The following is a 25,714-nucleotide window of genomic DNA, read 5'->3' as shown; positions in this document are numbered from 1 at the left end:
TTATCCCTCCTTGACGACTTGTCTCGGGTCGACGCTACCTTTCCATACTTCACGTCGAACGTAGTCCGTATAAGACAAGAGGATGCGTACGACCTTGTCCGAGACGTTCGGCATACTGTAGTCGCTGACGAGTCGTGGGCGTGGTTGTGACAAGACGACAGAGATTCCTTGGAGGATGCGCTCTTTCTCGAGCCCGACCATAAGGACCGCCCCTTCCTCCATCGCTTCGGGACGTTCATGACTCTCGCGGATATTGAGACCTCGCAACCCGAGAATCGAAGACTCTTCACTGATTGTCCCGCTATCACTGAGGACCGCCTTCGCATGGAGCTGTAAGTGATTGTAGTCGATGAAACCGAGCGGCTTGAGCAACCGGACGTGCGGATGGAACGTGATGTTCAACTCTTGGATCCGCTTCATCGTGCGTGGGTGTGTACTCACAATGACGGGAAGGTCGTACACGTCAGCTACTGTATTCAAGCTGTCCACGAGCGCGATAAACAACTTGTCCGAATTGATATTCTCTTCTCGGTGAGCAGAGACGAGGAAATAGCCCTCCCGCATCAAGCCGAGTCGGTCGAGCACGTCCGACTGTTCGATGGCCTCGCGCTTTGAGTTGAGCACTTCATACATCGGACTCCCAGTCTTGATCACCCGTTCTGGCGGTAACCCTTCACGAAGCAGATATTCCCGGGCAATATCGCTATACGTCAAATTGATATCTGACGTATGATCCACGATTTTACGGTTCGTCTCTTCTGGGACGCGCTGGTCGAAGCAGCGATTGCCCGCCTCCATATGGAAAATTGGAATCTTCCGTCGTTTGGCGGCGATGGCAGTCAAGCAAGAATTCGTATCGCCAAGGATGAGGACTGCATCCGGACGCTCCTGTTCTAAAATCGGATCGATGTGAATCAAGATGTTGCCGATTGTCTCCATCGGACTACCGGTCGCGGCATTTAAAAAATGGTCTGGTTTTCTTAGTCCAAAGTCTTCGAAGAAGACCTCATTCAATTCGTAGTCATAGTTTTGTCCGGTATGCACGAGGATATGCTCGATGGCTTCAGATTGTTCAAGTTTATGAAGGACGGCCGACAGACGAATGATCTCGGGTCGCGTCCCGACGATGGTCATCACTTTGAGCTGTTTCATCTTGCACCTCCATGAAATAAGTATCCGGACGATTCGGATCAAACGCTTCATTGACCCACATGACCGTCACCAAGTCTATCGTTCCAACGTTTTCGATACTGTGTGTATAGCCGACCGGAATATCAATGACGCGCATCATCTCACCCGTCACATAATACGAATGGACGACGTCCTCCCCGAGTTTTCGAAAGTGAATGTTCGCTTCCCCGCTGACCACTAAAAACTTTTCGTTTTTCGTATGATGCCAGTGGTTCCCTTTCGTGATCCCGGGCTTGGCCACATTGACGGAAACTTGACCGCGGTCAGGTGTCCGAAGGAATTCGGTGAACGAGCCCCGGTGATCCTCATGCTTCCGTAAGTCATATCCGAATGCGTCAACGGGCAAGTAGCTGAGATACGTGCTATAGAGCTGCTTCGTGAAGCAATCATCGAGCGCAGGGACGGCTAGATTCTTCCGACTCTCGCGGAACGTATAGAGAAGGTTTGCCAAACGCTCCAGCGAGATGGGGTCATGTGTGTCAACCATCTGATAGCCAGGCTTGACCGGTTGTTCCAACACGTTCACGAAAGCTTCCACGACGTCGTCGATATAAGCAAGGGTGACGGTGCGATTCGGATCATGAATCTCGACTGCCTCTCCTTTGGCGACCCGGTCACAAAATGTGGCGACGACACTGTTATAATCCGGTCGACTCCATTTCCCGAACAAGTTCGGAAGTCGATAGATCATCACCTGACGTCCTGTCCGGGTCACTTCATCTAGTAGCAACTGCTCGGCTTCGCGCTTGCTTTGTCCATATGGGTTGTCGAGCTCGGCTTGAACGGAAGAGGCGTACACGATTGGTGACGAGTTATCGACTTGTGTGAGGACATCGAGCAGATGTCGCGTCAAGCCGACATTTCCCTCGAAAAACTCGCGCTCCTCTTTCGGTCGATTCACCCCAGCCAGATGATAGATGAAGTCGGCATCACGACAGAAGTTTATGAACGTCTCCTCTTCCGTATCACGTGTTTGAGCAAATACTTCATGCCCGGCCGCTTCGAGCGTCACCTTCAAATTTTTTCCGACGAACCCGTTCGCTCCTGTGATGAGAATCTTCATGAGACTTTCACCCAGCTTTTCAACTCTTGTTGGATATAAGGAAGTTTCATGAGCAGTTGTTTCACTTGTTCGACGTTCAGTTGCTCGGTGTTCGCCGAATTGTACTCGCCTTCGACGGTCAATTTTTGACTACCTTCGCTGAAGTATTTTTCATAGTTCAAGTCTCGCGTATCCGCAGGTACCCGGTAAAAGCCGCCCATGTCTTCAGCGACCACATTCTCTTCTCGCGTTAAGAGTGTCTCGTACTGTTTCTCCCCGTGACGTGTCCCGATGACTTTGATCGGATTGTCGACACCGAACAGTTCGATGAGCGCCTGTGCCAACGTTCCAATCGTGGAGGCAGGTGCTTTTTGGACCATGATGTCTCCTGCATGTGCGTTTTTGAAGGCAAAGACGACGAGTTCGACGGCGTCTTCTAAACTCATCAAGAACCGCGTCATGAATGGATCCGTCACCGTCAACGGCTCGCCTCGTTTGATTTGTTCGACGAAGAGTGGGATGACAGAACCGCGTGATGCCATGACATTGCCGTAGCGTGTCCCGCAAATGAGCGTCTGGTCGGGACGAACCGCTTTCGCTTTCGCCACGAACACTTTTTCCATCATCGCCTTCGAGATGCCCATCGCATTGATCGGGTAGGCGGCTTTGTCCGTCGAGAGACAAATCACTTTTTTCACGTGTTGCTCGACGGCAGCCGTTAAGACGTTATCTGTGCCAAGTACGTTCGTCTTGACCGCCTCGAGCGGGAAGAACTCACAAGACGGTACTTGTTTCAATGCCGCTGCGTGAAAGACGTAGTCGACTCCGTACATAGCGTTACGGACGCTGTTCACGTCACGGACGTCACCGATATAAAATTTGAGCTTATCGTCCTGATAAAGCTTACGCATATCGTCTTGTTTCTTCTCATCGCGCGAGAAGATACGAATCTCTTTAATGTCCGTTTTGAGGAAGCGTTGCATGACCGCATGACCGAACGACCCAGTCCCTCCTGTGATGAGTAACGTCTTATCTTGAAACATTGCAGATCCTCTCCTTCATGATGTAAATGGCTTCTATCGGTGATTGGAAAACTATTGCAATGAGTGGATATTAACGTGATACCCTTCTCCTACAAGAATCTGAAAGATATGTGTATCATTTTTTTGAAAGATGGCTTAATGGCGCGTTCCCATAATTAGAAAAAGCATCCTTGATTGGGATGCTTAAGATGATCGGCGTAATAACCCGGTGATGAGTTGTTTTTCATCCTCTCGAAACGTGAAGAGCCACAAGACGAGGATGTAGGCGGCACCAAGCACCCCGGCTTTCAATAAGAAGAGAAACAGTGAATTGACGGGGAACGTTTGCTGAATCATCCATCCTGCCACACCCAAGACGATGAGAGTCGGCATAATCTTGAGATGACACTCTTTAAAGAATCGCCACATGTTCAGCTGAAGAACCCGAAGATAGACCCAGTTCATAAACAAGATGGTGCCAAAGACATTCCCGATTAAAATAGCGACGGCCGCCCCAATGGCCCCGTAATGCGGCGATAAGATAGAAGATAAGATGACGCTGACGAGTGCGACAATCAAAGAGGCGAACGCCCGATATTTAATTTGGTTCGTCGCAATCAATGTCGTGTAGGCAATCTCTTGGGTCAATGTGATAAAACCTGGGGCGATTAAGAAGAGCGCCACCCAATAAGACGTATGGAACGATTCGCCGACCCACAATCGAATAAACTCTTGTCCCATCGTCATGAAGCCGACGATGATCAAACCGACGATATAGAGTTGAATCCGCCCGACCCGGATGAGCAAGTTTTCTAAATCCCCGTGCCGGTTACTCGTCGTCATCCGTGTGACTTTCGGAAGGAAGAGCGAGCCGATGGCAGATGAGATGGTCCAAACGTATCCTTCGATGACCATCCCGATGGAGAAGAGTGCGATGGAAGCACTCCCCGCGACCGCACCTAAAATGGTCGGGGTGATGTTGAGGATGAATCGCTGCGCGAGTGCAATCAACGTCGTCCAAGAAGAGAAGGAGAAGATATCCCGGTACATCGTGCGGCTCGAATAGAGGAACTCGACGACGGTATCCGTCCGTCGCATCAAGTAGAGCCCTTTCCCGATGATAATCGAGAGTCCGACGAGCGCGTTGACGAACACGAGCGCATATAATCCATATCCGAGGAGGAGCGCACCAATCATCAAGACGACCGTGAGCACTTTTTCAGATAAGTTGAACCAGTTCAAGACGACGAACCGTTCATTCGCAATCAAGATGCCGTTGAACGGTTTTGTCGGAAAGAGGACGACGATATAAAAACCGACCATGATATAGAGCGTCTTCAATGTGTCGATTTCGCTAGCGGACAAGCTCGCATAAATCGTCTCGATCATGACGTATACACCGACGAGCACGAGACCGATCAAGATGGCGATTCCCGTGAACAGTTTGAAGGCGACACCTAAAAAGCGAGACGCCCCCTCTTCATCACCGAGCGCGTGATAATTGGCTAAGAAGCGCGATACGGCCGCCTCAAGCCCGAAGTCGAGGGCGAACATGCTGACGAGCGAGATGGACAGCATATAAAGTCCGTAACTGGCTTGTCCGATTTCAGCAATCATCCACGGCGTATAGATCAACCCTGCTAAAATGTTGAAGCCGATGGCGGTATACGACATGAGGGCACCGATTTTAATTTGACGTGAGCTGCGTTGTTCATCGAATTCCACTTTCGTCGCCATTACGACTTCCCTCCTTTATTTTTGCTGCCAGAAGAATAGATAAATCGGTTCGTTCCTGACGAATAGGAAGAGTAGCGCTGTGATGGCCACGTAGTAGACGAGCAAGCGCTCCCTTCGGTCAAACGATCGTAAGATTTCTGGAATGAGAAGCATGATAAAGACGGAGAAATATTGAACGACTCGCATCATCGATGGATTGATGAATGTGAGCGGTAAGAAGCAGAGTGCGAGCAACAACGCGTTGATGTAATGGACGGCATTCGGGTTGTTCGCAATCATCTCGTCTTTTCGCCAGACGGCGACGATGGTGATCAAGAGGAGGAGTAACGAAAAGTTGAGCGTCCCTGCTCCCGCATAGTAATCGTATTGGTCATACCCGCTGATGATACGGAATAGTTCAAAGAGTTGTCCTCTAAAGACGAATAAGAACGGGATGAGTGCCCCCATGAAGAGAAGATAACGGCTCGTCAATTGCTTGTTGGCCAAGAAATAAAACGGTATAAAGACGAGTGCTGATTTATGAATGGTCGCTGCGAGAAGGACGATGAGTAGGAATGGCCAAAACCGACGCGCCTTCACGAACCCATAACCGATCATGACAGCGATGGCCGTCGCAATCGTCTGACGGATTCCCGTAATGGCGAAGAACGCATAGAATAATGTCGAAAAGATGATAAAGCTAAGTAATGGTTCCGTGGAGTTGCGATAGATCCAAATCCCGAACGGCACAAGGAATAGAATCGCAACAATGAGCAAGTACCATTGATAATTATCCGTCACGAGCTGGGTCGCTTTTTGAAGAACGAAATAGCCTGGGTCTCGCTCGTCCCCACTTTCGAATAAACCGCTCATGAAGTTGTTTCCGATCTGCTCCCACGACATGACCTTCGACTGGTCATACATCCATTTATACTGCATCGTATCCGCCCCGACACTCAGATGCCGGAAGCCAGACAACACGATCCATTGAACGGTCGCAATGATCACAAACAATAATTTTCCGTTTCGAATGCCGTCATCGCGAAGGAGCAACGCCGCCCATGCGATGAGGAGAATGAGGTTGATCAAATAGATGAGCATGTTGCCCCTCCTTTTCGTTAGCGATAACGTAAGTCCATGACACCGCGATAGACAGACAACGCACGATGATACAGATAGGATCTACCTTGTAGCCACCTCTGCTCACGGTAAGATAACAGACGATGTCCGTCATAACGTGCCATCAACTCTTCCCGTACATCGGGTGTGGCCGAGCGATAGATGGCTCGGAAGACCGTCTTCTGATGCGTTGGTGATTCAAGTCGCTGCAACAACTGTTCGAAGAAGCGTCGTGACTCGATCGGGGCTACGTCCGAAATCCGTTTCGTCTGCTGTTTCGGATGAACGCGCGATTTGACATAAGGGTTCGTCGTCACGAGAAATTCGTATCCGGCAAGCGCCATATCGACCCAGAGCACCCAGTCTTGGATATAGCGATAGTTCGTCGGGAACATCCCTGCCTCTTCAAACGCCCGTTTCGGGACGAGCAGTGCACATCCGCTCAGACACGCTTCTAACATTAAATAATCAAACATCTCGTCACTCGTGTAATGGCCTTTCGTCCGTTTCCGAAGTCGCTGAATCGGCCGCCCCACCTCATCGATCAAATCGGTCCCACAAGATAGAATCGTCTTTTGTGTTGAACCCATTCGGTCGAGAAGTTTGATTTGATGTGCGATTTTCTCAGGGGTATATAAATCGTCGTGACTGAGCCACGAGAACCATTCCCCTCGCATCTTCTCAATCCCAAGGTTCAACGCGGTCGATACGCCACCGTTCTCCTTCTCAAAATAGCGAATGCGATCACCGAACTGTTTGGCGATGGCTGCCGTCGCCCCACCATCCGTCGACCCATCGTTCACGACAATCACTTCAATCGGTTCGTACGTTTGAGCGAGTGCACTCTCGATCGTCTCGTTCAAATAGTCCGCTCCATTGTAGACGGGGATGACGATGGAGACGAGTGGCTGTGCCATAGTGAATCCCTTCCTTTCTGATTGATCAATTCCTGATAGACGTCCAAGTAGTCTGCGACGCGATGTTCCATCCGAAACGCCTGATGGGCATGGGTGACACACGCTTCCGTATAGAATCCTTTTCCATCTCGTTTGATTCGCTCGATTGCATCGACGAGAAGTGCCGGATGACTGCCGGATACGACAGATCCGCACGAGGCCGGGACTAGCTCTGGATTTGCCGTCCCATCTAAGACAATCGCTGGCGTGCCACACGCCATCGCTTCTGCCGTCACTTTCCCGAACGACTCTTCTTCAGATAAGTTCAAAAAGACATCGGCGAGCGCATAGTATTCCGCGAGCTCTTCCGGGCGGTTCGTTGACGGGATGTGGATAATCGATTTCGGCAATGCGATGTCTGGTATCGCGCCGACGAGTAGGATGGTAACGTCCGGTAGCCGTTCGGCCAAGTCCATCCATTTGAACAATCCTTTCGAGTCATCCCAAGAGCTCGCTACCCCGAGGAGCACAAATCGATTCGTCAGTCCGAGTCTCCGACGCAACAACGCCGTATCCTGTGGACGGAAAATATCGGTGTCGACCCAGTTATAGATTCGACGAATGATCGAAGATTGCCCGAGAAATGAAAACCTAGCCTCCGTCGTGATCCAATCCGATACACCGATGACAGCGAGTCGAGGAATCGCTTGAAACCACGTTTTCTTGTCTTGCCACATCCGGGCGGTTCGATCGAGTCCCCAACTCGGATTATCGAGGGCGAGTCGTGGACAGTTTCCACACCCAGATTGCCAGCGGTCACATCCTGAACTTGTGTAATGCGTACATTTACCGGTATAGAACCAACAGTCATGCAACGTCAGGACCGTCGGCGTGTCTGTTTTAGCTAACCATGTCAACAGCGTCTCCAAATGAATATAGTTGGAGTGAAGGTTGTGCAGATGGACGACGTCTGGTGGATTTGCTTCCAGTCGACTGATGAAGTCTTCCGTCGCTCCTTTCGAGGCATACCCTTGCTTGCCGGTAAGTCTCGACAAGAAAGCATGACGCTTTTGATCGAACGGCGAGCCGATTCGAATGCCTGTCTCACTATCCGGTCCCGTCGCATAGGCAACGATACTCTCATGACCAGACTGATCGGCGATGGTCGAGAGCTCTTTACAAATTCGCCCTGTGCTCTTTTCCTCATTGATCGCGTTAATGTGTAAGATGCGCATCGTCCTTCGCCTCCTCTCCTGGCTCAATCGTATTTGTAGTGATAATGACGTTCTTTTCCTTTGTCTCGCTTATTCATCACAAGACCGAGGATGTTCGCACCTGACAGTTCAAGTTGCTCTTTCGCTTTCAACACGTAATCTCGGTTCGAATTATCACAGCCGATGACAAGAATCGTACCGTCCGCCTCACTCGCGACAATCCGACTGTCCGCCACCTGCATGATCGGTGGCGCATCCAAGATAATCATGTCATACGATTGCTTGATTTCTTCAAGCACTCGTTTCATCATCGGAGAAGCGAGTAATTCCGAAGGGTTCGGAGGAATCGGTCCGGCCGGAAGCATAAACAGTTTAGGCACTTGAGTAGACTGAATCGATCGCTCGAGCGTCGTCCGTTTGGCGAGCACGGTCGAAAGCCCGAGTTGCCCTGGAAGTTGGAAAGTGAAGTGGGCTGTCGGTTTTCGCATATCACAATCGACGAGTAAAACACGCTTTCCAAGCTGCGCATACACGATGGCCAGATTGGAAGCCGTCGTCGATTTCCCCTCTCCTGGTGATGCGGACGTGACCACAATCGTTTGTAAGTCGGCTCCAAGCGAGGTGAATTGTAAGTTTGTCCGAATCGTCCGATATTGTTCGGCGATGGGAGACTGCGGATTCACGAGGGTGATCAAGCTTCGTTTCGTTTCACGAACTTTGTCTTGTGTCTTTGGTAGGTGGAACATTTGTCTCGTCTCCTTTCGCCACTGGATTGACGTCTTCTTTTACAGGTTCCGGTTTCGACCGCTTCGCGGCCATGTCTCGCTTTTCAATCACAGGAATGTTTCCGATGACCGGTAGCGCCAGTAGCTTCTCTGCTTCCTTCTCATCACGGATCCGTTTGTCGAACGTGTAACGGATGAGTGCGAGCACACTTCCGATGACAAACCCGACAATCAAACCGATGCCTGTATACATGACCGTACTCGGTGCAACGGGATCGCTCGGCACGTCAGCAACCGATAAAATCCGGACGTTATCGATATTCATGAGATCCGGGATTTCATTGGCGAATACTTCCGTGATGACGTTCGCGATATTCGCGGCGACGACCGGGTCGCTATACTCGACGACGATATTGATGACTTGGGATTCTTCCTCACTCTCGACCAACAACACTTCGCTAATATCATCCGGGGCGTTCGCCACTTGCTCCTGTACCTCGTTTAAGATGGCAGGACTCCGCATGATGACACGATACGTATTAATCAACGAGAGCGATGACGAGACCTGGGTACTGTCGACAACGTTTGAGCCGGCTTCTTGCTTCGGTACGATCAGCACCTGGGTCGATGCTTCATACGTCGGCTCGATCACATATTGACTGACATAATAGGCCGCTCCTCCAACGATCATGACCGTCAAAAGAATCAACAGTTTACTCTTTTTAAAGACAGCGAGTAAATCCGATAGGAGCATCGTCTGACTATTCACGGGTGAACCCTCCTTCAACTATTCAGCTGCATTTCCTAGTGTCTAGAATCTTGGTGTGCTTACTACTTACCCCCGCTCTTCTGACAAATCAAAAGAAATGATGACCATCTTTTTATAAACTATCAGGAAGGACGTCGATTCCTGAATGTATCGTAAATCTGCTTCATCTCTTCATGGGAACGCTCGACATCAAACGCCTTGGCTGATTGTGTATTATGCACCCCCATCTGATGGGATAATTCGAAATCCAGCCGCATCGTTCGAATGGCGCGTGCGAATCCTTGAATATCATTCGGGGCACACTTGAAACCGGTTACCCCGTCGACCGAATAATCGTTGATCCCATGCACGTTCGAGGTGATGATCGGTAACCCCGCCGCCATCGCCTCAAGCGCCGCCATCCCGAGTCCTTCTCGTTTAGACGGAAAGACGAAACAGTCTGCCGCTTTCATCACTTCAAACACGTCATCCCGGAAACCTAGGAGCTGTACTTGATTCGTGAGGTTCGTCTCTCGAATGACTCGTTCTAATTGAGGTCTCGCGTCCCCCGTCCCGGCAATCCAGTAACGGATGCTCGGATCACCGAGTTCGGCAATCGCTCGAATGATGGTCTCGTGATTTTTGTTCTCGTTCAATTCTCCGACGGACAGTAAGACGAAATCGGTATCGGTGTCCACCCCGAGCGACTGACGTTTCAACGGGCGATTGATATGAACCTGTTCGATTCGTTTCGTGTCGACCCCGATCCCTGGAATGCGGAACGTGTGCGTCGTTTTAAATGTCTGTGCTCTCGAAAAGTCTTCCTGATTGATTGTCACGATGGTATCGGTCAATCGGGCAAGTGTCCGTTCGACCGGATAATAGAGCATCCAGTTGAGAGAAGGACTGCCTTTGAAGAAGTGGAACCCGTGAGCCGTGTACATGCATGGCGTATCTGTTTGTCTTGCGACGAGGCGACCAATCACGCCACCGATCGGGGAGTGACAATGAATGAACGCATACGACTGTGTCGTCATGACGCGTTTCAATTGTTGGAATGCCCGAACATGCCCGTTCATCTTTTTGATGTCTCGCTCGAAGTCAATTTGAAAGAGGGTGACCCCTTCCTCCCGTAAACTTTGTTTGACGCGTTCGACCTTTTCTTCGCTATACATACTGCCCCATTCAAAATTCGTGGCGACGTGCACCTCGTATCCCATGTTTTGAAGGGTCCGGATGTTGTCACGGTTAAAACTTTCAATCATCGATACGACCGATGCGACCATGAGGACTCGTTTCATGTTCGACGCCCCCTCACACGCGTTTCCGCAAATAGTTCACGCTGCGGAGCATCAGGACGAGTGGCACGGTCCGTTCGTGCTTACATAATTGGAAGAACGTCCGCCACTTCAAATCGAAGTAACGCATATCCATCTGGGAATACGCCTCTTTGTATTCTTTTTGTTGGAGCACTTGTCGCAACACTTCAGCTTGTGCGAACAGCGGTTTGTTGGAACTCAATTCGTTTAATCCGATGCCGATCATGCTGAGTGCGATCCGATTATAGAGGGCACGTGTATAATCTTCTCCGAGATCATGTTCTTCAATGTACGTCATGAGCATGTGGAAAAATTCAAGTCGTGAGTTCACGAGATTACGTTGATAAACACTCGTCTCAGACTGTCCGTTCGTCTTACGGTAGTGATAGATCGGATAATCGATGTAAATAAAGCGTTGGCAATGCTCGAGTGCCTGAATTTGAAAATAGAGGTCGACAAATGAACCGTACGGACTACGAAACGAGAGATGACGAATCAAATCCCGATGGTACAAAGTGATACAATTCGAATTCAGCGCATCGACCGTCTCCGGATGTGCCAGTTCTTCCCCGACAAGTCCGAACAAACGACGATGGACGAAACGTCTCGTCTCTTCGGCGTTGTACGATAAGAAATCTGCCTCAAAGATGCGCTTCGGCAAGGACCGTCCTTCATACTCACGGACGTACGTACCCATGACGGCATCGGCGCGTTCCGCTTCTGCATGTGTGACGAGAAGCCGAATCGCATCAAGATCTAACCAATCATCGCTATCGATGAACATCATGTATTCACCGGTCGCCATTTGAAGACCCCGGTCGCGGCAGAATGAACAACCACGATTCGTCTGGTCAATCAGAATGACGCGTGGGTCATCATCAAATTCCAGCATGATGTCGAGACTTTGATCCGTACTGCCATCATTGATACAAATGATTTCAAGGTGGGGATACGTCTGATTGACGAGACTGTTTAAACATTGACGTAAAAAAGCGCTCGTGTTGTAAATAGGCACGATGATACTGACGAGCGTGTCAGGACGTTGCATGTGCGTTCACTCCTTCTTCGGTGCAGAGTCATGGTGTCGGTGAGTTACTATAACTCGTTGTTCCCATTCGATTTTTTGAATAAATACGAATTGAAATGAGTAGCGAATAATTTTTTAGTGAATTATCATAAGGGCCTCTTTTGAAGCGGCACAACAAAAAAACAGACCGAATATTTCGGTCTGTCCCTCGTCACGTGGTAGATGGTTGTTCATTCTGTAGATTTGCGAGCACGTTCTGGAAGAGTCGGTTGTTCACCTGATCCGATACATAGGAGTTGTGTGGCGTGAGACTCACCCACGCAAACTCATACAACGGATGACTCGGTTGAATCGGCTCCGTTTCGAACACGTCGAGCGCGACGCCGAAGAATTTCCCTTCTTGGAGCGTCTCGACAAGTGCATCCTCGTCGATGATCGCCCCGCGTGCCACATTGATGAGGATCGCATCTTCTTTCATCGCCGCAAGCGCATCCCGATCGATCAGATGATACGTCTCGTCCTTGAGCGGTAACGCCAAAATGACGACGTCGCTCTCTTTCAACACATCATGGAGTTCGTCCAATAACACATAGCGATCGACAAACGGCACGTCTTTTTCACGGTGCCCGACACCAATCAGATGCATATCAAATGCGCGCAGTCGTTTGGCGATCGCCTCACTGACGTTGCCGACACCGAGTAGTGTGACCGTCTTGCCCGTCAATTCAAGTAACCGCCGTTCTTTTTCCCATTGTCGGTTTTGTTGCTTCTCCCGAAACGCAGCCCCATGTTTCATAAAGTCGAGCAATTGCCAAACGACCCATTCCGCCATCGGCACGGCATATGTATCGCCGGCGTTATAGATGCGGATACCTCTTTCTTTTAAGGCTTGAACAGGTAAACGGTCAAGGCCGGCACTCACTGCTTGAACGACCTTCAATCGTGGAAAATCTTCAAGCGCCCGATCAGCAAACACGTTTTGGCAGACGAGCACCTCCACTTCAGATACATCTCGTTCTTGAATGTCCGACTCTTTTTCAAGAATGGTGACGTTGTGGCCTAACTGTTCAAGTCGTGCTTGTTGGTCGAGGGATAGACGCATCCCTGTCACCCATACGTTCATGACAACATTCCTTTCTGTTGTTGTATTTCTAATGTGATGGCTTGAACTTCGTCGACGAGCCGTAGACGATTTTGTTCAAACCATTCCACAGGCATCGTTTCGAGTTGTTGCTCGTATGCCCTAATTCTCCATACCCCTTCTCGGAACGTTTGAGCCTGCCGTGACGACACTTTTGTCGCATTTCCGATATTACAGAAACTCCGAGACAAAATGACGCATGACGAACCGAGGCGGACATGTTCCGGAATGATTCGCTCGGCAGGCACTCGCCCCTCCCCAATCCGGGCAATCCCACCGAAGCCATACGGAATACCAGCTTCACGGATTTGCGTGACAATCGTTTCGACGAGTCCATTCGTGAGCGGTTCAAATAGAAATACCTGACCATAACTCAAATGAAGATCGTTCAGTCCGATATGAATCGAATCGATTCCTTGTAAACGTAATACGTCCGGCATGCACGCGACCGCTTCTTTCGTCTCACAGAGAAGACAAACTTTGACGCGCCCCTCGACCATGTCGATAAATGTCTCCACTTCAGCTACCGTTTTATAATATGGCAACATCAACATGTCCGCACCACGAAAAATCGCTTCGTTTATTTCGAAACGTGACCCTGCATGAATCGGATTGATGCGGACGAGCAGCGCGGCATGTTTCAAGACGGAACGGATGCGACTGACATCGTGCATCGAATGTCTTGAAATGACCGTGTCGAGATGTCCCTGTCGTTCCTCTTTCCCATTCAATTCTAAATCAACAAAGATGAGATCGACTCCGTTTTGTTCAGCTAACTGTGCAACGTCTGGTTGATTCGTAATGTACATGAACGCCAAAGACATCGTCCTGACCCCCTTTAACAAAATCACTACGATTTGAAATTAGCCATCGCCAAAAACAATGAAACAGAAAAGAATAGCATCTTTTTGAAACGACATACGTCTTCAAAAATGGCATTCCAAATTCATGCTCGTCAATTCTTTTCCGTTTTGTTTGAAATCAAGAGATTCGGCAATAGTGTCATTACAGACAAATCATTTCGACATTTTTCGGCAAAACAAAAGGGGTGACTTCCAGATGGAATGGATTGTGATTTTTGGTGCAGGTGGTCACGCGCAAGTATTGATTGATATGTTGGAACTGACAGGAATGTATCGAATTGCAGGCATTTATGACGATAGTCCACATTTAATCGGTAAATTCATTCTTGGATATCCAATCCTCGGGAGAATCGGTTCAAACACGGCTATCCGAAAAGGAATCATCGGAATTGGGGACAATGATCAACGCGCACTGATTGAACATCGAATACGAGAACGAATGCCAGACTTTGAATTCATCTCCGCCGTTCACCCTAGCGCCATCATCGGCAAAAATGTAACCATTGGTCCAGGTGTCGCCGTGATGGCGGGAAGTGTCGTCAATCCGAACACGCGACTCGAAGCACACAGCGTCGTCAACACGATGTCTTCTGTCGACCATGATTGTCTTCTCGCTCCATTTTCATCCGTTGCACCTGGTGCTCACCTTGGTGGCAATGTTCGTCTCGGCGAACGCTCTTTCATCGGGATGGGCGCGACAGTCATCCATAATATTCACATCGGGTCCGATACCGTTGTCGGCGCCGGCGCGACCGTTGTTTCCAACCTACCGAGCCAAGTCATCGCGTTCGGTACGCCAGCCAAAGTGACACGGAAACGTGACACCCAAGAAAGATATTTATAGAAAAAAGTTCCAACCGTCATCTATCAATCGGTTGGGACTTTTTATTATTCGCATATATCTTTTGTCGTGTTTTGTCACATTTGTTATAAAACATAAAATTTTCGACCAAAAGCGACAAAATAAAAGGATAAATCGTTCGAATTTAGGTAAATTAAAATATCCTTATATTATAATATTTCATACATATTTTTATTTTTTTATAAAATTATTTCAAGAAGGAGATTGCCCATGAACATTCTCATTACAGGAGGCTATGGTTTTTTAGGCAGTTCGATTGCCGAACGGTTCTTCAAAGAAGGGCATCGTATACATATTCTCGACAATCTCATATCCGGCTCAAAAGATACAATCGACTTCAAACATCGCCATTTATCGGCAGACGTGGCCGACCGTAAATGTGAGACATTTTTCAAAACGTATGCGTTTGATGTCGTCATCCATTGCGCGAACAGTTCAACCGAAGAGCACTCACATCCAACGACAGATGGTTTATTCAACCTGTTGTCTTTATCTGAAAAATATGGAGTCAAACAGTTTGTCTCCTTTTCATCAAGTGATGGGTTTGAATTCGATGTCGAAACAGACATACCTGAGACAGCGTCTCCCATTCCACGCTCTCCTTCTGCGTTAAATGAGCGACACGGCGAGGAGTACTCCCTGCACTGGGGCAATCACTCTACACTCTCTACATTAGTTTTCCGTTTGTCGTCCGTGTATGGACCGAAGCAACACGTCAGTCTCAAGAGTCGATGGATTCACGACCTCATGTCGACGACTGATCCGGAACACCTCCGACTTCCTTTATCGCATGACAGTCAAACTGATTTCATTTTTATCGGAGATGTAGTGGAAGCCGTATATCGAGGCGTAATCAGTGAATTATCGGGACTGTATCACCTATCTTCGGGTGAATCGACTTCGATTGAATCAGTCTGCGCGCACCTAGGGATCCAACCACCACTTGCGAATCAACATGTACCGAAACTCCAGCCCAACCTCGACAACCGTAAATTGAAGACAGATTTGGACTGGGTGCCTCGATTCGGTTTGGAAGAAGGGCTGCACATAACGAAAAGTTATTATGCACAACAATCGTCATCCACATCGCCCCACCCAATTTCAAAAGAACGTCGATTTAAGAACGTACTCAGCCATCCGATCCTACGAACGCTAGAGAACCTCACCTTGTTCCTTCTGTTCTTCATCGGGTCTCTTTTACTGACACCGATTGTGGATACGCCGGACTATTGGTTCATTTATGTCCTCTTGGCAGCACTGTTGTTCGGTAAGTCCCAAGCACTCATTGCTTCTCTACTTGCTGTCGGGGTCCACCTCTACGAGAGTGCATCGATTGGTCGAAATATCCTGTCCCTCTTTGTCGACAACTCGATTTTGGCCACGTTCACGATGTACTTATTGATTGGTCTCGTCGTCAGCTATGTGATGGAACGTCGAAATATTGAAATTCAATTTTTAAAAGACGAATTGGCCGCAACGACCGAACGGCATACGTTCTTGAGCGAAATCTACGAAGAAACGCTCACCATCAAAAATCAGTTACAGCAACAGATTCTTCACTCAGAAGAGAGTATCGGAAGTGTGTATGAAGCGACGCGTGCCCTCGACAGTTTGGAACCAGAAGGGCTGTTCGTCGGATCGATTTCGGTTTTGGAGAAGACGCTAAAAGCTAAACATTTTGCGATTTACATGGTCAATCAGTCATCTTTCGCCCGACTCGCGGCAAAATCGGCTGATTCTACTTTCGCACCACGTAACTCGTTAGAAATCGTAGAACAGACGGTGATTCATGAAGTAGTCACTTCTTCCGATATTGTTTTCAATACATCGCTAACGCCTGGTGAGCCTTTATTCGGTGCCCCGCTCATTCGTCAAGGCGAAGTAGTGGCCGTTGTCCTATGTTACGAAGTACCATTCCAGAATTTGACCTTGTCTTACCGCAATTTGATTGATGTCATGATCCGCCTCATCAACTCTTCACTCGATCGCTCGCTCGGGTACATTCATGCGATTCAATCTGATCGCTATGTCGGCAACACGAACGCATTGAAACAAGAGTACTTTGAGCGCATCCTCATTCAAAAAGAACAGGCACAACAGGAATTAAATATCCCGTATACGCTCCTGCTCATCGCAGAAGACAACAGTGAATCCGTCATTCAGAGCACGGATACGACGCTACGGACGACCGACTATTTAGGCTTCCGAACAGATGATCGATTGTATGCCATCCTGTCGAACGCGACGAAAGAAGAGTCACAAATCGTCATCGAACGTCTCGCACGTAAGGCGATTCGTGCCGAAGTCGTGGAGGACGTCACCTATGTGGATTAATCTTTTGCTGTTTCATTATGGCGTGTCTTTACTAGCCTTGCTTCTTTTGTTCGTGAAGCGACGCGAAGACGTCATGCCAAGCTTCTTCTTGTTGTTGGCACTCCCCTTTTTCAGTTGGGGAATCCTCTATTATTTGCAACGCTCGAAGCATAGAGATGCCGAACTTCCAGATTGGTTACTTCGAAAAGAGACGTATGAAGATGTGTCGCTTCAACGACCAGATTTGTTGAACGAGACGAATATGATTTCCCTACAGGATGCGCTCATCCTCAACTCCAACCAAGTGAAGCGGAAGACGCTGATGAACGTATTAAAAAATGACTTTCTTCAACAAGCCCCGCTTCTCGCAGCAGCGCTCAAGAGTGAGGACAACGAGACGTCACATTATGCGGCAACCGCGCTACAACAAGCAAAATCATTGTTGTCCAAACAACTTCGACACGTGGAGCGAGAGCTAGCAGAACGTCCGAACGACTTAAGTGTCATGATCAACTACTTAAATATTCTGAAACAGATGATCGATATGGAATTTTTAGATCGACGCACACAAGTGAAATATACGTATTCCTACTTACATGCGTTAACCACCTTGATTGAACTGGGAGGGATGATCAATCCCGATTATCATGTCGAACGAATCCGGGTTGCACTTTCTCTAGAAGAGTATGACCAGGCGCTCGCAGCGAGCGAGCTCTTTTTAAGACAATATCCACGTCGTGAACAAGCCTACTTCGAGGCGATGCATGTTCATTATGTGATGAAGAACGTCAAACAAGTGCATCATATGGTCGATGCGCTTCGTGCATCCGACATTCGTCTCTCACCAGAGGGACTCCAACAATTACGATTTTGGATATAGGGGATTTTTTATGAAATATACATTTAAGATTCAAAAAGGGATGTATTTAATCGGTGGCTTTATCGCGCTTTTCGGCTTCATCTTCATCCTGATTCGTTCAGATGTTGTCTTAAAGTTCCCACTGTTCTCAGAGAGTAATCCGACATCAATCCAATCACAATCCGTCTCTCGTGCAGATGGGATGCTCGACTCCTATTTAATATTGAGCAGTACCCATGATAAACAGCTTGCTGAGCGTCTTCAGGAACGTTTTCGTTCGATTGGTAAACAAAGCTCCCTCAAGAACATTGAACAACTGACGTCTTTGACGGATGAGAAGACGGTCATCATCGCGACAGAACATCTCGACCGTTTAAAAGACCGGGATATTCTTCTCGATTATGTCGAAAAGGGCGGGACTGTCTTGTTTGCCACACGCCCGTCGCCAAGTGATCGACTGATGGAGATGTATCGCCAGATCGGCATCATCGAAATCGGATCATTTGTGGAGACGACTGGAGTTCGGTTGACCTCTCCGTTTTTCGAAGAGGATGCCGCAAAGTCATTTGAGTCAGAACGTCTATTGAACTCGTCACTCGCCTTACGGATTGACCCGGAGGCCAACTTACTCGCCACGTCTTCAGAAGACTTGCCTTTACTCTGGTCAAAAATCTATGGAGAAGGCCGATTCATCGTATTCAATGGCACGATGCTTTCCGAGTTCAATCAACAGGCACTTCTATTTGTCGGTCTCGCACAAGGCGAACCTGTGCTGCGACCGATTTTGAATGCAGAAGTCACGACGCTTCAAGGTTTCCCATTTTTAGCTTCGAACGAACGCATCGTGACAAAGTCGATGACCGACCGTGACTACTTCCGGAACGTGCTTTGGGCTGACGTACAACGCCTCGGCGCCAAATACGGGTTGAACTATGTCCTCGCCACGACGAGTCCTTCGTTGAATCCGACACCGGCAACCTCTGCATATTCGGAAGACTTAGCGCTTTATGGACGAGAGACACTACGATCCGGCGGAGAAATAGCAGTCTCAGGTTCCTCTTCCGAAGAGATTCGCGCAACGAAAACACAGTTTGATTACGCGTTACCAGGTCTCACCATTAAATCGTCTTATCTGACTGATGGAGAGACAGCTCAAGGCGTGTTTGATGATCATACGACAGAGATCGGGACGGGCAGTTTTCCAATAAAAACGGAAGCGGTCGTACAACTGCCATCGACCCCGCTCGACTTTTCAGACCCGGACTGGACATCTTGGACGCTCTTCAACGAGCTCGTGACAAGTGGGAGTGTTTCGATGACGCTCTCTCCTCAAGAAATCACGTCACAAGCAGAAGGCGAGACGTTGGTCACAGCCTTTCAATCTGTCTTAGATGAACAACGTCGCGACGTCCCGTGGCTCCGCTCGATGAAAGCATCGGACGTTGCTCAAAACCATCACTTTTTTGAAGGTCACGTGTATGTCAGTCAGTCAGAAAACGTGTATACCTACACGTTGGACGAAGCAGCTGGCGAAACGTACTTTTACCTTCAATCTTCACAAGAGATTGAAGATGTGGACCAGTGCGAAGTCGAACGAATCGGCCCTGACCTATATCTCGTCAAAACCGAAGCATTATCCTTCTCAATCCGATTGGAGGCGAAATGATGAAGATTTGCTTGATTTCAGAAGGCGCGTATCCTCACGTGACGGGTGGTGTATCGAGCTGGATTCAGTCGCTCATCACCGAGATGCCCGAGCATGAGTTCATCGTCTACTCCATCTCGGCAAAAGAAGTGAAAGGAAGTAAACCGAAATATCCCATTCCAGAGAACTTGGTCGAACTGCATGAGATTCACCTCGGTGATTATGTGGACCAGAAGATCGTCAGCGGAAAACGATACAATCTGACGGACGCGGAACGTCTCGCCTTCCTGTCCCTCATGTCGGAACGTCAGACGGACTGGGACGTGTTGTTCCAATTCTTTACGAGCGGCCGCATCGATTCGGTCATGAACTTCCTTGGCAGTAAAGATTTCTTCGATATCGTCAGCACGCTTTGTGAGAAACGGTTCGTCCAAGTGCCGTTCACCGATATGTTTTGGGCGCTCCGCTCGATGCTGTTACCGTTGTTCGTCTGTATTGACCATAAAGTACCGGAAGCGGACGTCTATCATAGCGTCTCGACCGGCTATGCGGGCGTACTCGGCGCCCTCGCAAAATATCAGTACGGCAAGCCGTTACTCTTAACGGAGCACGGAATTTACACACGGGAACGTGAAGAAGAGATCATCAAAGCCTCCTGGATCAAAGGTTACTTTAAAGACGTATGGATTGATTATTTCTATAGTCTCTCCTACTGCGCTTACGGCTATGCCGATGACGTCAGCACATTGTTCGAAGGGAACCGAGAGATTCAACTGGAGCTCGGTTGTCCTCCGGAGAAGACGTTCCTCGTCCCGAACGGCATCGATGTGTCTCGTTTCTCACCTGAAAGCCGTACGATACGTCCTGGTGTACACATTGGTGCCATCCTTCGGGTCGTCCCGATCAAAGACGTCAAGACGATGCTTCAAGCATTCGCCATCGTCCAAGAGAAGTTCGCGGAAGCCCAATTTTATCTCATCGGACCGTTAGATGAAGACGAGGAGTATTACGAGGAATGCCTCGAGCTCGTCGACATGCTCGGACTCAAACATGTTCATTTCACCGGTCCAGCGAACGTCCAAGACTACTTATCCTTTTTAGACATCCTCGTCCTCTCGAGCATCAGTGAGGGACAACCGCTCGTCATCCTCGAAGGGCTCGCCATGGAAATCCCGTTCGTCTCGACCGATGTCGGGGCTTGCCGTGAATTGCTCGAAGGCCCGAATGACCGCTTCGGAAAAGCCGGTAGCGTCGTCCCCGTCATGCATTTTCATCTGTTGGCGCATGAGATCATCAAATTGATCGAACAGCCTGACGTACGCCAGACGTATGGGGAGAATGGACGGGCACGCGTCACGAATCTTTACACCTTGCCGATGATGATCGACGCGTATCGCACTTATTATGAGAAAGGAGAACGTCATGGCCGGAATCGGATTTCAATTGAAACGACTGTATGACAAATCAGGATTTTTTGGACAGCTCCGTGCGTACGGCTATTCGACCATCACGGCGGTCGGTCCTATGTTCTTATCCATTTTGCTGATCACCGCATCGCGTGAATGGTTGCTCTACTTGAATGTCGGAGCGAGCGAAGTGAACATCTACATGGCGGCCGTCCAGTACACGTTCATCTTCTCGCAACTGTTGACGGGTGGATTTTTATTTACGATCTCACGGTTCGTGGCGGACCAGACCTTCTTAGAAAAAGAAGAAAACGTCTTGTCCTCGCTCTACGGACTCATCAGTCTGATTGTCGTCATCGGTCTGGTCATCTCTGTGTTGTTTTATATGGGGTCGCCCCTCCCGTTCAGCTATAAGCTCGTGACGTATCTGTATTTCACGCAGCTATCTGTCATCTGGATTTTATCGATGTACGTGTCTGCCTTAAAAGACTATAAAAAAATCGTCACGAGTTATGTCCTCGGGACGTTGGTCGCGGCGTTCTTCATTTGGTTGTTGACGTCCCCGCTCGGTCATCCGACGGCGACGTCGGTGTTCATCGGACTAAATCTCGGCTTCTTCGTCATTTTGATCCGATTGTTCCGCGACATCCATCATTATTTCCAAGTGAATAACCGCAACTACTTCTACTTTTTAGTATATCTCGAGAAGTATCCGCTCCTTTTCTTGATTGGAACGGCCTACTACTTCGGATTGTATGGCCATAACCTCGCCACCTGGTTCAGTGACCGGGCGATTATCGTCGGCGAGACATACTTGATGGCGCCGTATTACGACACGCCGGTCTTCTACGCCTACTTGAGCGTCCTTCCGTCGCTCGTCTTGTTCATGGTGACGCTCGAGACGACGTTTTATACGTCTTATAAGAAATACTACGGTCGGATCTTAAACGGGTATCCGTTCCAAGACATCCAGACCGCCAAGCGTGAGATGTTCCGTGTCCTCGGCTCAGAGCTCTTATTCATGGCCCAAGTCCAGATGCTCGTCACGTTCATCTTCTTGTTCCTCGGTGTCCGTTTATTGCCGTTCCTAGGCATGACGCAAAATCAGATCGACATCTTTATCATCGTCGTACTCGGTAGCTGGTTCTTGAGTCTCGTCATCACGATTTTCTTGATTCTACTGTACTTCGACGAGCGTCGTGCCGCCATCCAGCTGACAGGATTTTATGCGGTCACGAGTTTCCTCGTGACGCTCGCCCTCGTCCTGTTGTTCGATGTATACGGCGTCGGCATGTTCCTCTCTGCCATCCTCGCCTTCATGTGGGGAGCACGATTACTCATCCGAAGTTTGAACGATATCGACTATACGACGTTCTGCTCGCAGCCAATCGTCTATCAAGAAGTGACGACAAAAACGGAGCTATTTTTACGACGCATTGGAAGTCTGTCTTAGAAGGAGTTTATATGTATGAAGCGTTTGCCTTACCCCAGAGTGATGATTGGCCTCATCATTCTCTTCTTCCTCTTGTTAGGGATACAAGCCTTATTAAAAGCACCCGAATCAGGCGCTACATCGACGGAACGTGAAGAGACGACGAACGAGGTCGCCACACTCGATGCGACATTCAAAGAAGATAAGCGTGTCTATGACAAGCATGACGGGAACAAGCTCGAGCATGTGTATGTCACCATCTTCGACCAACGTACCGTTCCCGAAAATGACTTGACGTTGTATGACTTGAACGAGTCGTACAAACAGTACAGCAACCTCGAGAGCGGTCCGAAGCTATATGTCCATTTCGAGACCGGAGATGCGAAAGGACCGGACGGCATCCAATTGTTCGATGAACAGGAAGTGAATGCGACGATCCAACTGCGAGGCCGGTCGAGCCGTCTCGAACCGCAAAAATCTTACAAGATTCGCCTTCAAGATAACGCAGGTCTTTGGTACGGTCAAAGCGTCCTCAACTTGAACAAACATGCCGACGACCGCACCCGCGTCCGGAACCGACTCGCGTTCGCGTACTATGAACAGTTAGACGATATCTCCAGTCTACGAACGAACTTTGTCCAGTTACACGTCCGGGATATGACCAATCCCGACAAAGCCGATACGTTCGAAGATTACGGACTCTATACCCACGTCGAACAATTGAACGAAGAAGCACTCGCCGCACGCGGACTCAATCCGGATGGTCATTTGTATAAAGCCGAGAACTTCGAGTTCTTCCGTTATCCCGACAAACTCTTGCCGAGCGATGACCCGAACTATGACAAAAAAGCGTTCGAATCGGTGTTGAAAATCAACGGCTCTGACAATCATGACGAACTGTTGACGATGCTCGACGACTTGAATGATTTGTCGAAACCGTTCGATCAAGTGTTCGACAAGTACTTTGATGAAGACAACTACCTGACATGGCTCGGGACGAATATCTTGTTCGGGAACTATGACACGATGTCGACGAACTATTACCTCTATAGCCCGCTCAACTCGGAGAAGTGGTACTTCATGCCGTGGGACTTCGATAAGGCGCTCGGTCGGGACACGGAACGTACCGACGCCATGCCGAGTTGGCAACAAGGGATTCAGCGCTACTGGGGGACGCTCCTCCACCGTCGCTACTTAAAAGACCCGGAGAACGTCAAGTCGCTCCAAGCGAAGATGACGGAACTTCAAGAGGTGATCAATCCGACTAGAACGAAACAATTGATCGATGGCTTCTATCCCGTCGTCTCACCACTCGTGACGAGCGAACCGGATTTACGTTTCTTGAAGATCGAGGCGTCTTCTTATGAGGCGAATTATCGGAGATTAGAAGACATCACGGCGAAATACGCGACAGACTTTGAACGGTCGCTCGAAAATCCGATGCCAATTTTCCTACAGTACAGTCGAGACGGGAAACAAGATGTGTTCCGCTGGGATGCGTCATACGACCTTCAGAACGAGGAGTTGACGTATCACTTCGAATTGAGCACCTCGCCCGACTTTACGATCTTACTCAAAGAACAAGCGAACTTGACGACATTCTCTTATTCGATGCCGGCTCTCGCACCAGGTCGCTACTATTGGCGCGTCACCGTCAAGGATGCGTCGGGCAATACGCAAATCCCGTTCGACTATTACCGTGACAATGACCGCAAGCTTCATTGGGGCGTCCAACAAATCGTCATACCAGGAGAAACATCATGAAACGATTCCGACATGAATTAAAATATTTTATCAATGAGCAAGACTATCATACGCTTCGGGAGCGTATCGCCACGATTTTGAAACAAGATGAGCATTCCGTCTCTCGTGACGGCTACTTGATCCGAAGTCTCTACTTCGACAACGTCTATGACCACGACCTGATTCAAAAAAACAGCGGCATCTTCCGTCGGAAAAAGTTCCGCATCCGCACGTATAACTATTCGGATACTGTCATTCGACTTGAGAAGAAGAGCCGCCAAGGCGAATATATCCTCAAGTCGTCCGTCGCCATCACGCGCGAGGAATACGAACAGATTTTAGATTGGGAGTATGATTTCTTACTCGAGAAGACCGAACCGCTCTACCATGAGTTTTATTCGTATCTCACGGGTACGATTATGCGCCCTCGGGTCATCGTCGATTATGTACGCGAGGCATACGTTGGTAGCCTCGGCAACGTTCGGGTCACGTTTGACAAAGAACTGAGTTTCGTCACGAACAGTGTCGACCTATTCGAACCAAACCCGGTCTCTGAAGAAGTGCTCGATTATCCGAAGACGATTCTCGAAGTGAAATATGACGAGTTTTTACCGGACTATATCCGGCAAGTGTTACAACTTCATACCCATCAGCGTTCTGCCATCTCGAAATATGTGCACTGTCGGATGGCGAGCATTCAATATCACGGATTCTAGAAAGTGAGAGCCTATGGACACAACCGTAAACTTTAATGACATTATCAAAAATAGCTTTTTAAACGAGTTCAGCTTCGGCAACTTGTCAATCATCGACGTCATGCTCGGACTGCTCACGGCTTTCCTAGCGGGGAGCTTCATCTACTTCATCTATAAAATTACCTATCGCGGCGTCCTGTATAGCCCGAGCTTCAACGCGACCCTCCTCGTTATGACGATGATCACGTCGCTCGTCATCATGACGATTTCGACGAACGTCGTCCTCTCGCTCGGGATGGTCGGGGCGCTCAGTATCGTCCGCTTCCGGACGGCGATCAAAGACCCGCTCGACGTCGTGTTCATGTTTTGGGCGATCGCTGCCGGTATTTCGAGTGGTGCCGGGCTCTACTTCCTGACCCTGTTCGGTGCAGCGGTCATCGGAGCCGTCATCGTCAGCCTCGCTCGTAAAAAACATACGGATACGCTTTATCTTCTTGTCATCCATTACTATGAGGACGGGAACGATGAAGTACGACGAGAGCTCCAGCAACTCGACTACACGCTCAAGTCGAAAATTGTACGGAAAGACGTCGTCGAACTGACGGCTGAAGTCCGCTTGAAAATCGACAACACGGCCTTTATGAACCGATTGAATGACATCGAGGAAGTGCGAGATGTTTCTCTTGTTCAATACAATGGGGATTATGCTGTGTAAGACCACGGGACCGATTGAAAG

General features: G+C 48.9%; 22 protein-coding genes. 9 read left to right on the top strand and 13 right to left on the bottom strand.

Annotated elements, in window-relative coordinates; all coding sequences use genetic code 11:
* From wecB to KNO91_RS05470, 13 genes are all read right to left on the bottom strand, one after another.
* On the bottom strand, nucleotides 1-1,152 hold the full coding sequence (gene wecB, locus KNO91_RS05530) for a non-hydrolyzing UDP-N-acetylglucosamine 2-epimerase (protein ID WP_214816785.1): 1,152 nt from the start codon (nucleotides 1,150-1,152) through the stop codon (nucleotides 1-3).
* On the bottom strand, nucleotides 1,079-2,254 hold the full coding sequence (locus tag KNO91_RS05525) for a polysaccharide biosynthesis C-terminal domain-containing protein (protein WP_214816783.1): 1,176 nt from the start codon (nucleotides 2,252-2,254) through the stop codon (nucleotides 1,079-1,081). Before KNO91_RS05525 ends, wecB begins: the two co-directional genes overlap by 74 nt.
* The gene (locus KNO91_RS05520) at nucleotides 2,251-3,276 is read right to left on the bottom strand and encodes a polysaccharide biosynthesis protein (RefSeq protein WP_214784377.1); all 1,026 of its coding nucleotides are present in this window, start codon (nucleotides 3,274-3,276) and stop codon (nucleotides 2,251-2,253) included. Before KNO91_RS05520 ends, KNO91_RS05525 begins: the two co-directional genes overlap by 4 nt.
* Before the next feature lie 183 nt (nucleotides 3,277-3,459).
* Nucleotides 3,460-4,992 carry an oligosaccharide flippase family protein gene (locus KNO91_RS05515; RefSeq protein WP_214816780.1) on the bottom strand — a complete coding sequence of 511 codons (1,533 nt, stop codon included), beginning with the start codon at nucleotides 4,990-4,992 and terminating at the stop codon, nucleotides 3,460-3,462.
* Between the two features lie 15 nt (nucleotides 4,993-5,007).
* A complete protein-coding gene (locus KNO91_RS05510) occupies nucleotides 5,008-6,072 on the bottom strand; it encodes an EpsG family protein (RefSeq protein ID WP_214816778.1) in 1,065 nt (354 codons plus the stop codon).
* Nucleotides 6,073-6,089: 17 nt separating this feature from the next.
* The gene (locus KNO91_RS05505; protein WP_214816776.1) at nucleotides 6,090-7,007 is read right to left on the bottom strand and encodes a glycosyltransferase family 2 protein; all 918 of its coding nucleotides are present in this window, start codon (nucleotides 7,005-7,007) and stop codon (nucleotides 6,090-6,092) included.
* Nucleotides 6,950-8,221, bottom strand: coding sequence for a glycosyltransferase (locus KNO91_RS05500; RefSeq protein WP_214816773.1), 1,272 nt, complete (start codon nucleotides 8,219-8,221; stop codon nucleotides 6,950-6,952). The genes KNO91_RS05505 and KNO91_RS05500 overlap by 58 nt, the downstream gene beginning before the upstream one ends.
* Nucleotides 8,222-8,244: 23 nt before the next feature.
* On the bottom strand, nucleotides 8,245-8,946 hold the full coding sequence (locus tag KNO91_RS05495; protein WP_214816771.1) for a CpsD/CapB family tyrosine-protein kinase: 702 nt from the start codon (nucleotides 8,944-8,946) through the stop codon (nucleotides 8,245-8,247).
* Nucleotides 8,909-9,694, bottom strand: coding sequence for a YveK family protein (locus KNO91_RS05490; RefSeq protein WP_214816768.1), 786 nt, complete (start codon nucleotides 9,692-9,694; stop codon nucleotides 8,909-8,911). Before KNO91_RS05490 ends, KNO91_RS05495 begins: the two co-directional genes overlap by 38 nt.
* 122 nt (nucleotides 9,695-9,816) lie before the next feature.
* Nucleotides 9,817-10,974, bottom strand: coding sequence for a glycosyltransferase family 4 protein (locus KNO91_RS05485; RefSeq protein ID WP_214816765.1), 1,158 nt, complete (start codon nucleotides 10,972-10,974; stop codon nucleotides 9,817-9,819).
* Nucleotides 10,975-10,987: 13 nt separating this feature from the next.
* Nucleotides 10,988-12,040: a glycosyltransferase family 2 protein gene (locus tag KNO91_RS05480; RefSeq protein WP_214816761.1), complete on the bottom strand. Its 1,053-nt coding sequence runs from the start codon at nucleotides 12,038-12,040 to the stop codon at nucleotides 10,988-10,990.
* A gap of 190 nt (nucleotides 12,041-12,230) precedes the next feature.
* Entirely contained in the window at nucleotides 12,231-13,142 is a 912-nt protein-coding gene (locus KNO91_RS05475; RefSeq protein ID WP_214784404.1) for an NAD(P)-dependent oxidoreductase, read from the bottom strand.
* The gene (locus KNO91_RS05470) at nucleotides 13,139-13,984 is read right to left on the bottom strand and encodes an aldolase/citrate lyase family protein (RefSeq protein WP_214816758.1); all 846 of its coding nucleotides are present in this window, start codon (nucleotides 13,982-13,984) and stop codon (nucleotides 13,139-13,141) included. The genes KNO91_RS05475 and KNO91_RS05470 overlap by 4 nt, the downstream gene beginning before the upstream one ends.
* 235 nt (nucleotides 13,985-14,219) lie before the next feature.
* Here KNO91_RS05470 and KNO91_RS05465 point away from each other — a divergent pair, with 235 nt between their 5' ends.
* From KNO91_RS05465 to KNO91_RS05425, 9 genes are all read left to right on the top strand, one after another.
* Nucleotides 14,220-14,867, top strand: a complete 648-nt coding sequence (locus tag KNO91_RS05465) for an acetyltransferase (protein ID WP_214816755.1) — start codon at nucleotides 14,220-14,222, stop codon at nucleotides 14,865-14,867.
* 228 nt (nucleotides 14,868-15,095) lie between these two features.
* Nucleotides 15,096-17,219, top strand: a complete 2,124-nt coding sequence (locus KNO91_RS05460) for an NAD-dependent epimerase/dehydratase family protein (protein ID WP_214816752.1) — start codon at nucleotides 15,096-15,098, stop codon at nucleotides 17,217-17,219.
* Nucleotides 17,209-18,078, top strand: a complete 870-nt coding sequence (locus tag KNO91_RS05455; protein WP_214816749.1) for a hypothetical protein — start codon at nucleotides 17,209-17,211, stop codon at nucleotides 18,076-18,078. The genes KNO91_RS05460 and KNO91_RS05455 overlap by 11 nt, the downstream gene beginning before the upstream one ends.
* Before the next feature lie 10 nt (nucleotides 18,079-18,088).
* Entirely contained in the window at nucleotides 18,089-19,723 is a 1,635-nt protein-coding gene (locus tag KNO91_RS05450; RefSeq protein WP_214816746.1) for a DUF2194 domain-containing protein, read from the top strand.
* Nucleotides 19,723-21,162 carry a GT4 family glycosyltransferase PelF gene (gene pelF / locus KNO91_RS05445; RefSeq protein WP_214816743.1) on the top strand — a complete coding sequence of 480 codons (1,440 nt, stop codon included), beginning with the start codon at nucleotides 19,723-19,725 and terminating at the stop codon, nucleotides 21,160-21,162. Before KNO91_RS05450 ends, pelF begins: the two co-directional genes overlap by 1 nt.
* Nucleotides 21,107-22,561, top strand: coding sequence for an exopolysaccharide Pel transporter PelG (gene pelG / locus KNO91_RS05440; protein WP_214816740.1), 1,455 nt, complete (start codon nucleotides 21,107-21,109; stop codon nucleotides 22,559-22,561). Before pelF ends, pelG begins: the two co-directional genes overlap by 56 nt.
* A gap of 42 nt (nucleotides 22,562-22,603) precedes the next feature.
* The gene (locus tag KNO91_RS05435; RefSeq protein WP_214816738.1) at nucleotides 22,604-24,304 is read left to right on the top strand and encodes a CotH kinase family protein; all 1,701 of its coding nucleotides are present in this window, start codon (nucleotides 22,604-22,606) and stop codon (nucleotides 24,302-24,304) included.
* Nucleotides 24,301-24,999 (top strand): polyphosphate polymerase domain-containing protein, encoded by a 699-nt coding sequence (locus tag KNO91_RS05430; RefSeq protein ID WP_214784430.1) that lies wholly within the window; start codon nucleotides 24,301-24,303, stop codon nucleotides 24,997-24,999. The genes KNO91_RS05435 and KNO91_RS05430 overlap by 4 nt, the downstream gene beginning before the upstream one ends.
* Nucleotides 25,000-25,012: 13 nt before the next feature.
* Nucleotides 25,013-25,693, top strand: coding sequence for a DUF4956 domain-containing protein (locus KNO91_RS05425; RefSeq protein ID WP_214816736.1), 681 nt, complete (start codon nucleotides 25,013-25,015; stop codon nucleotides 25,691-25,693).
* Nucleotides 25,694-25,714: the final 21 nt, after the last annotated feature.

This window comes from Exiguobacterium sp. s59, from assembly GCF_018617475.1.
GTDB lineage: Bacteria > Bacillota > Bacilli > Exiguobacteriales > Exiguobacteriaceae > Exiguobacterium > Exiguobacterium aestuarii.
The sequence above is the reverse complement of the archived record's forward strand: the minus strand, read 5'-3'. Positions and strand labels throughout refer to the sequence as shown.

What these genes read in the sequence shown, in the direction of transcription:
- wecB (WP_214816785.1), bottom strand. Translation starts at nt 1,152, where the DNA reads ATGAAACAGCTCAAAGTGATGACCATCGTCGGGACGCGACCCGAGATC.
- KNO91_RS05525 (WP_214816783.1), bottom strand. Translation starts at nt 2,254, where the DNA reads ATGAAGATTCTCATCACAGGAGCGAACGGGTTCGTCGGAAAAAATTTG.
- KNO91_RS05520 (WP_214784377.1), bottom strand. Translation starts at nt 3,276, where the DNA reads ATGTTTCAAGATAAGACGTTACTCATCACAGGAGGGACTGGGTCGTTC.
- KNO91_RS05515 (WP_214816780.1), bottom strand. Translation starts at nt 4,992, where the DNA reads ATGGCGACGAAAGTGGAATTCGATGAACAACGCAGCTCACGTCAAATT.
- KNO91_RS05510 (WP_214816778.1), bottom strand. Translation starts at nt 6,072, where the DNA reads ATGCTCATCTATTTGATCAACCTCATTCTCCTCATCGCATGGGCGGCG.
- KNO91_RS05505 (WP_214816776.1), bottom strand. Translation starts at nt 7,007, where the DNA reads ATGGCACAGCCACTCGTCTCCATCGTCATCCCCGTCTACAATGGAGCG.
- KNO91_RS05500 (WP_214816773.1), bottom strand. Translation starts at nt 8,221, where the DNA reads ATGCGCATCTTACACATTAACGCGATCAATGAGGAAAAGAGCACAGGG.
- KNO91_RS05495 (WP_214816771.1), bottom strand. Translation starts at nt 8,946, where the DNA reads ATGTTCCACCTACCAAAGACACAAGACAAAGTTCGTGAAACGAAACGA.
- KNO91_RS05485 (WP_214816765.1), bottom strand. Translation starts at nt 10,974, where the DNA reads ATGAAACGAGTCCTCATGGTCGCATCGGTCGTATCGATGATTGAAAGT.
- KNO91_RS05480 (WP_214816761.1), bottom strand. Translation starts at nt 12,040, where the DNA reads ATGCAACGTCCTGACACGCTCGTCAGTATCATCGTGCCTATTTACAAC.
- KNO91_RS05475 (WP_214784404.1), bottom strand. Translation starts at nt 13,142, where the DNA reads ATGAACGTATGGGTGACAGGGATGCGTCTATCCCTCGACCAACAAGCA.
- KNO91_RS05470 (WP_214816758.1), bottom strand. Translation starts at nt 13,984, where the DNA reads ATGTCTTTGGCGTTCATGTACATTACGAATCAACCAGACGTTGCACAG.
- KNO91_RS05465 (WP_214816755.1), top strand. Translation starts at nt 14,220, where the DNA reads ATGGAATGGATTGTGATTTTTGGTGCAGGTGGTCACGCGCAAGTATTG.
- KNO91_RS05460 (WP_214816752.1), top strand. Translation starts at nt 15,096, where the DNA reads ATGAACATTCTCATTACAGGAGGCTATGGTTTTTTAGGCAGTTCGATT.
- KNO91_RS05455 (WP_214816749.1), top strand. Translation starts at nt 17,209, where the DNA reads ATGTGGATTAATCTTTTGCTGTTTCATTATGGCGTGTCTTTACTAGCC.
- KNO91_RS05450 (WP_214816746.1), top strand. Translation starts at nt 18,089, where the DNA reads ATGAAATATACATTTAAGATTCAAAAAGGGATGTATTTAATCGGTGGC.
- pelF (WP_214816743.1), top strand. Translation starts at nt 19,723, where the DNA reads ATGAAGATTTGCTTGATTTCAGAAGGCGCGTATCCTCACGTGACGGGT.
- pelG (WP_214816740.1), top strand. Translation starts at nt 21,107, where the DNA reads ATGAGAAAGGAGAACGTCATGGCCGGAATCGGATTTCAATTGAAACGA.
- KNO91_RS05435 (WP_214816738.1), top strand. Translation starts at nt 22,604, where the DNA reads ATGATTGGCCTCATCATTCTCTTCTTCCTCTTGTTAGGGATACAAGCC.
- KNO91_RS05430 (WP_214784430.1), top strand. Translation starts at nt 24,301, where the DNA reads ATGAAACGATTCCGACATGAATTAAAATATTTTATCAATGAGCAAGAC.
- KNO91_RS05425 (WP_214816736.1), top strand. Translation starts at nt 25,013, where the DNA reads ATGGACACAACCGTAAACTTTAATGACATTATCAAAAATAGCTTTTTA.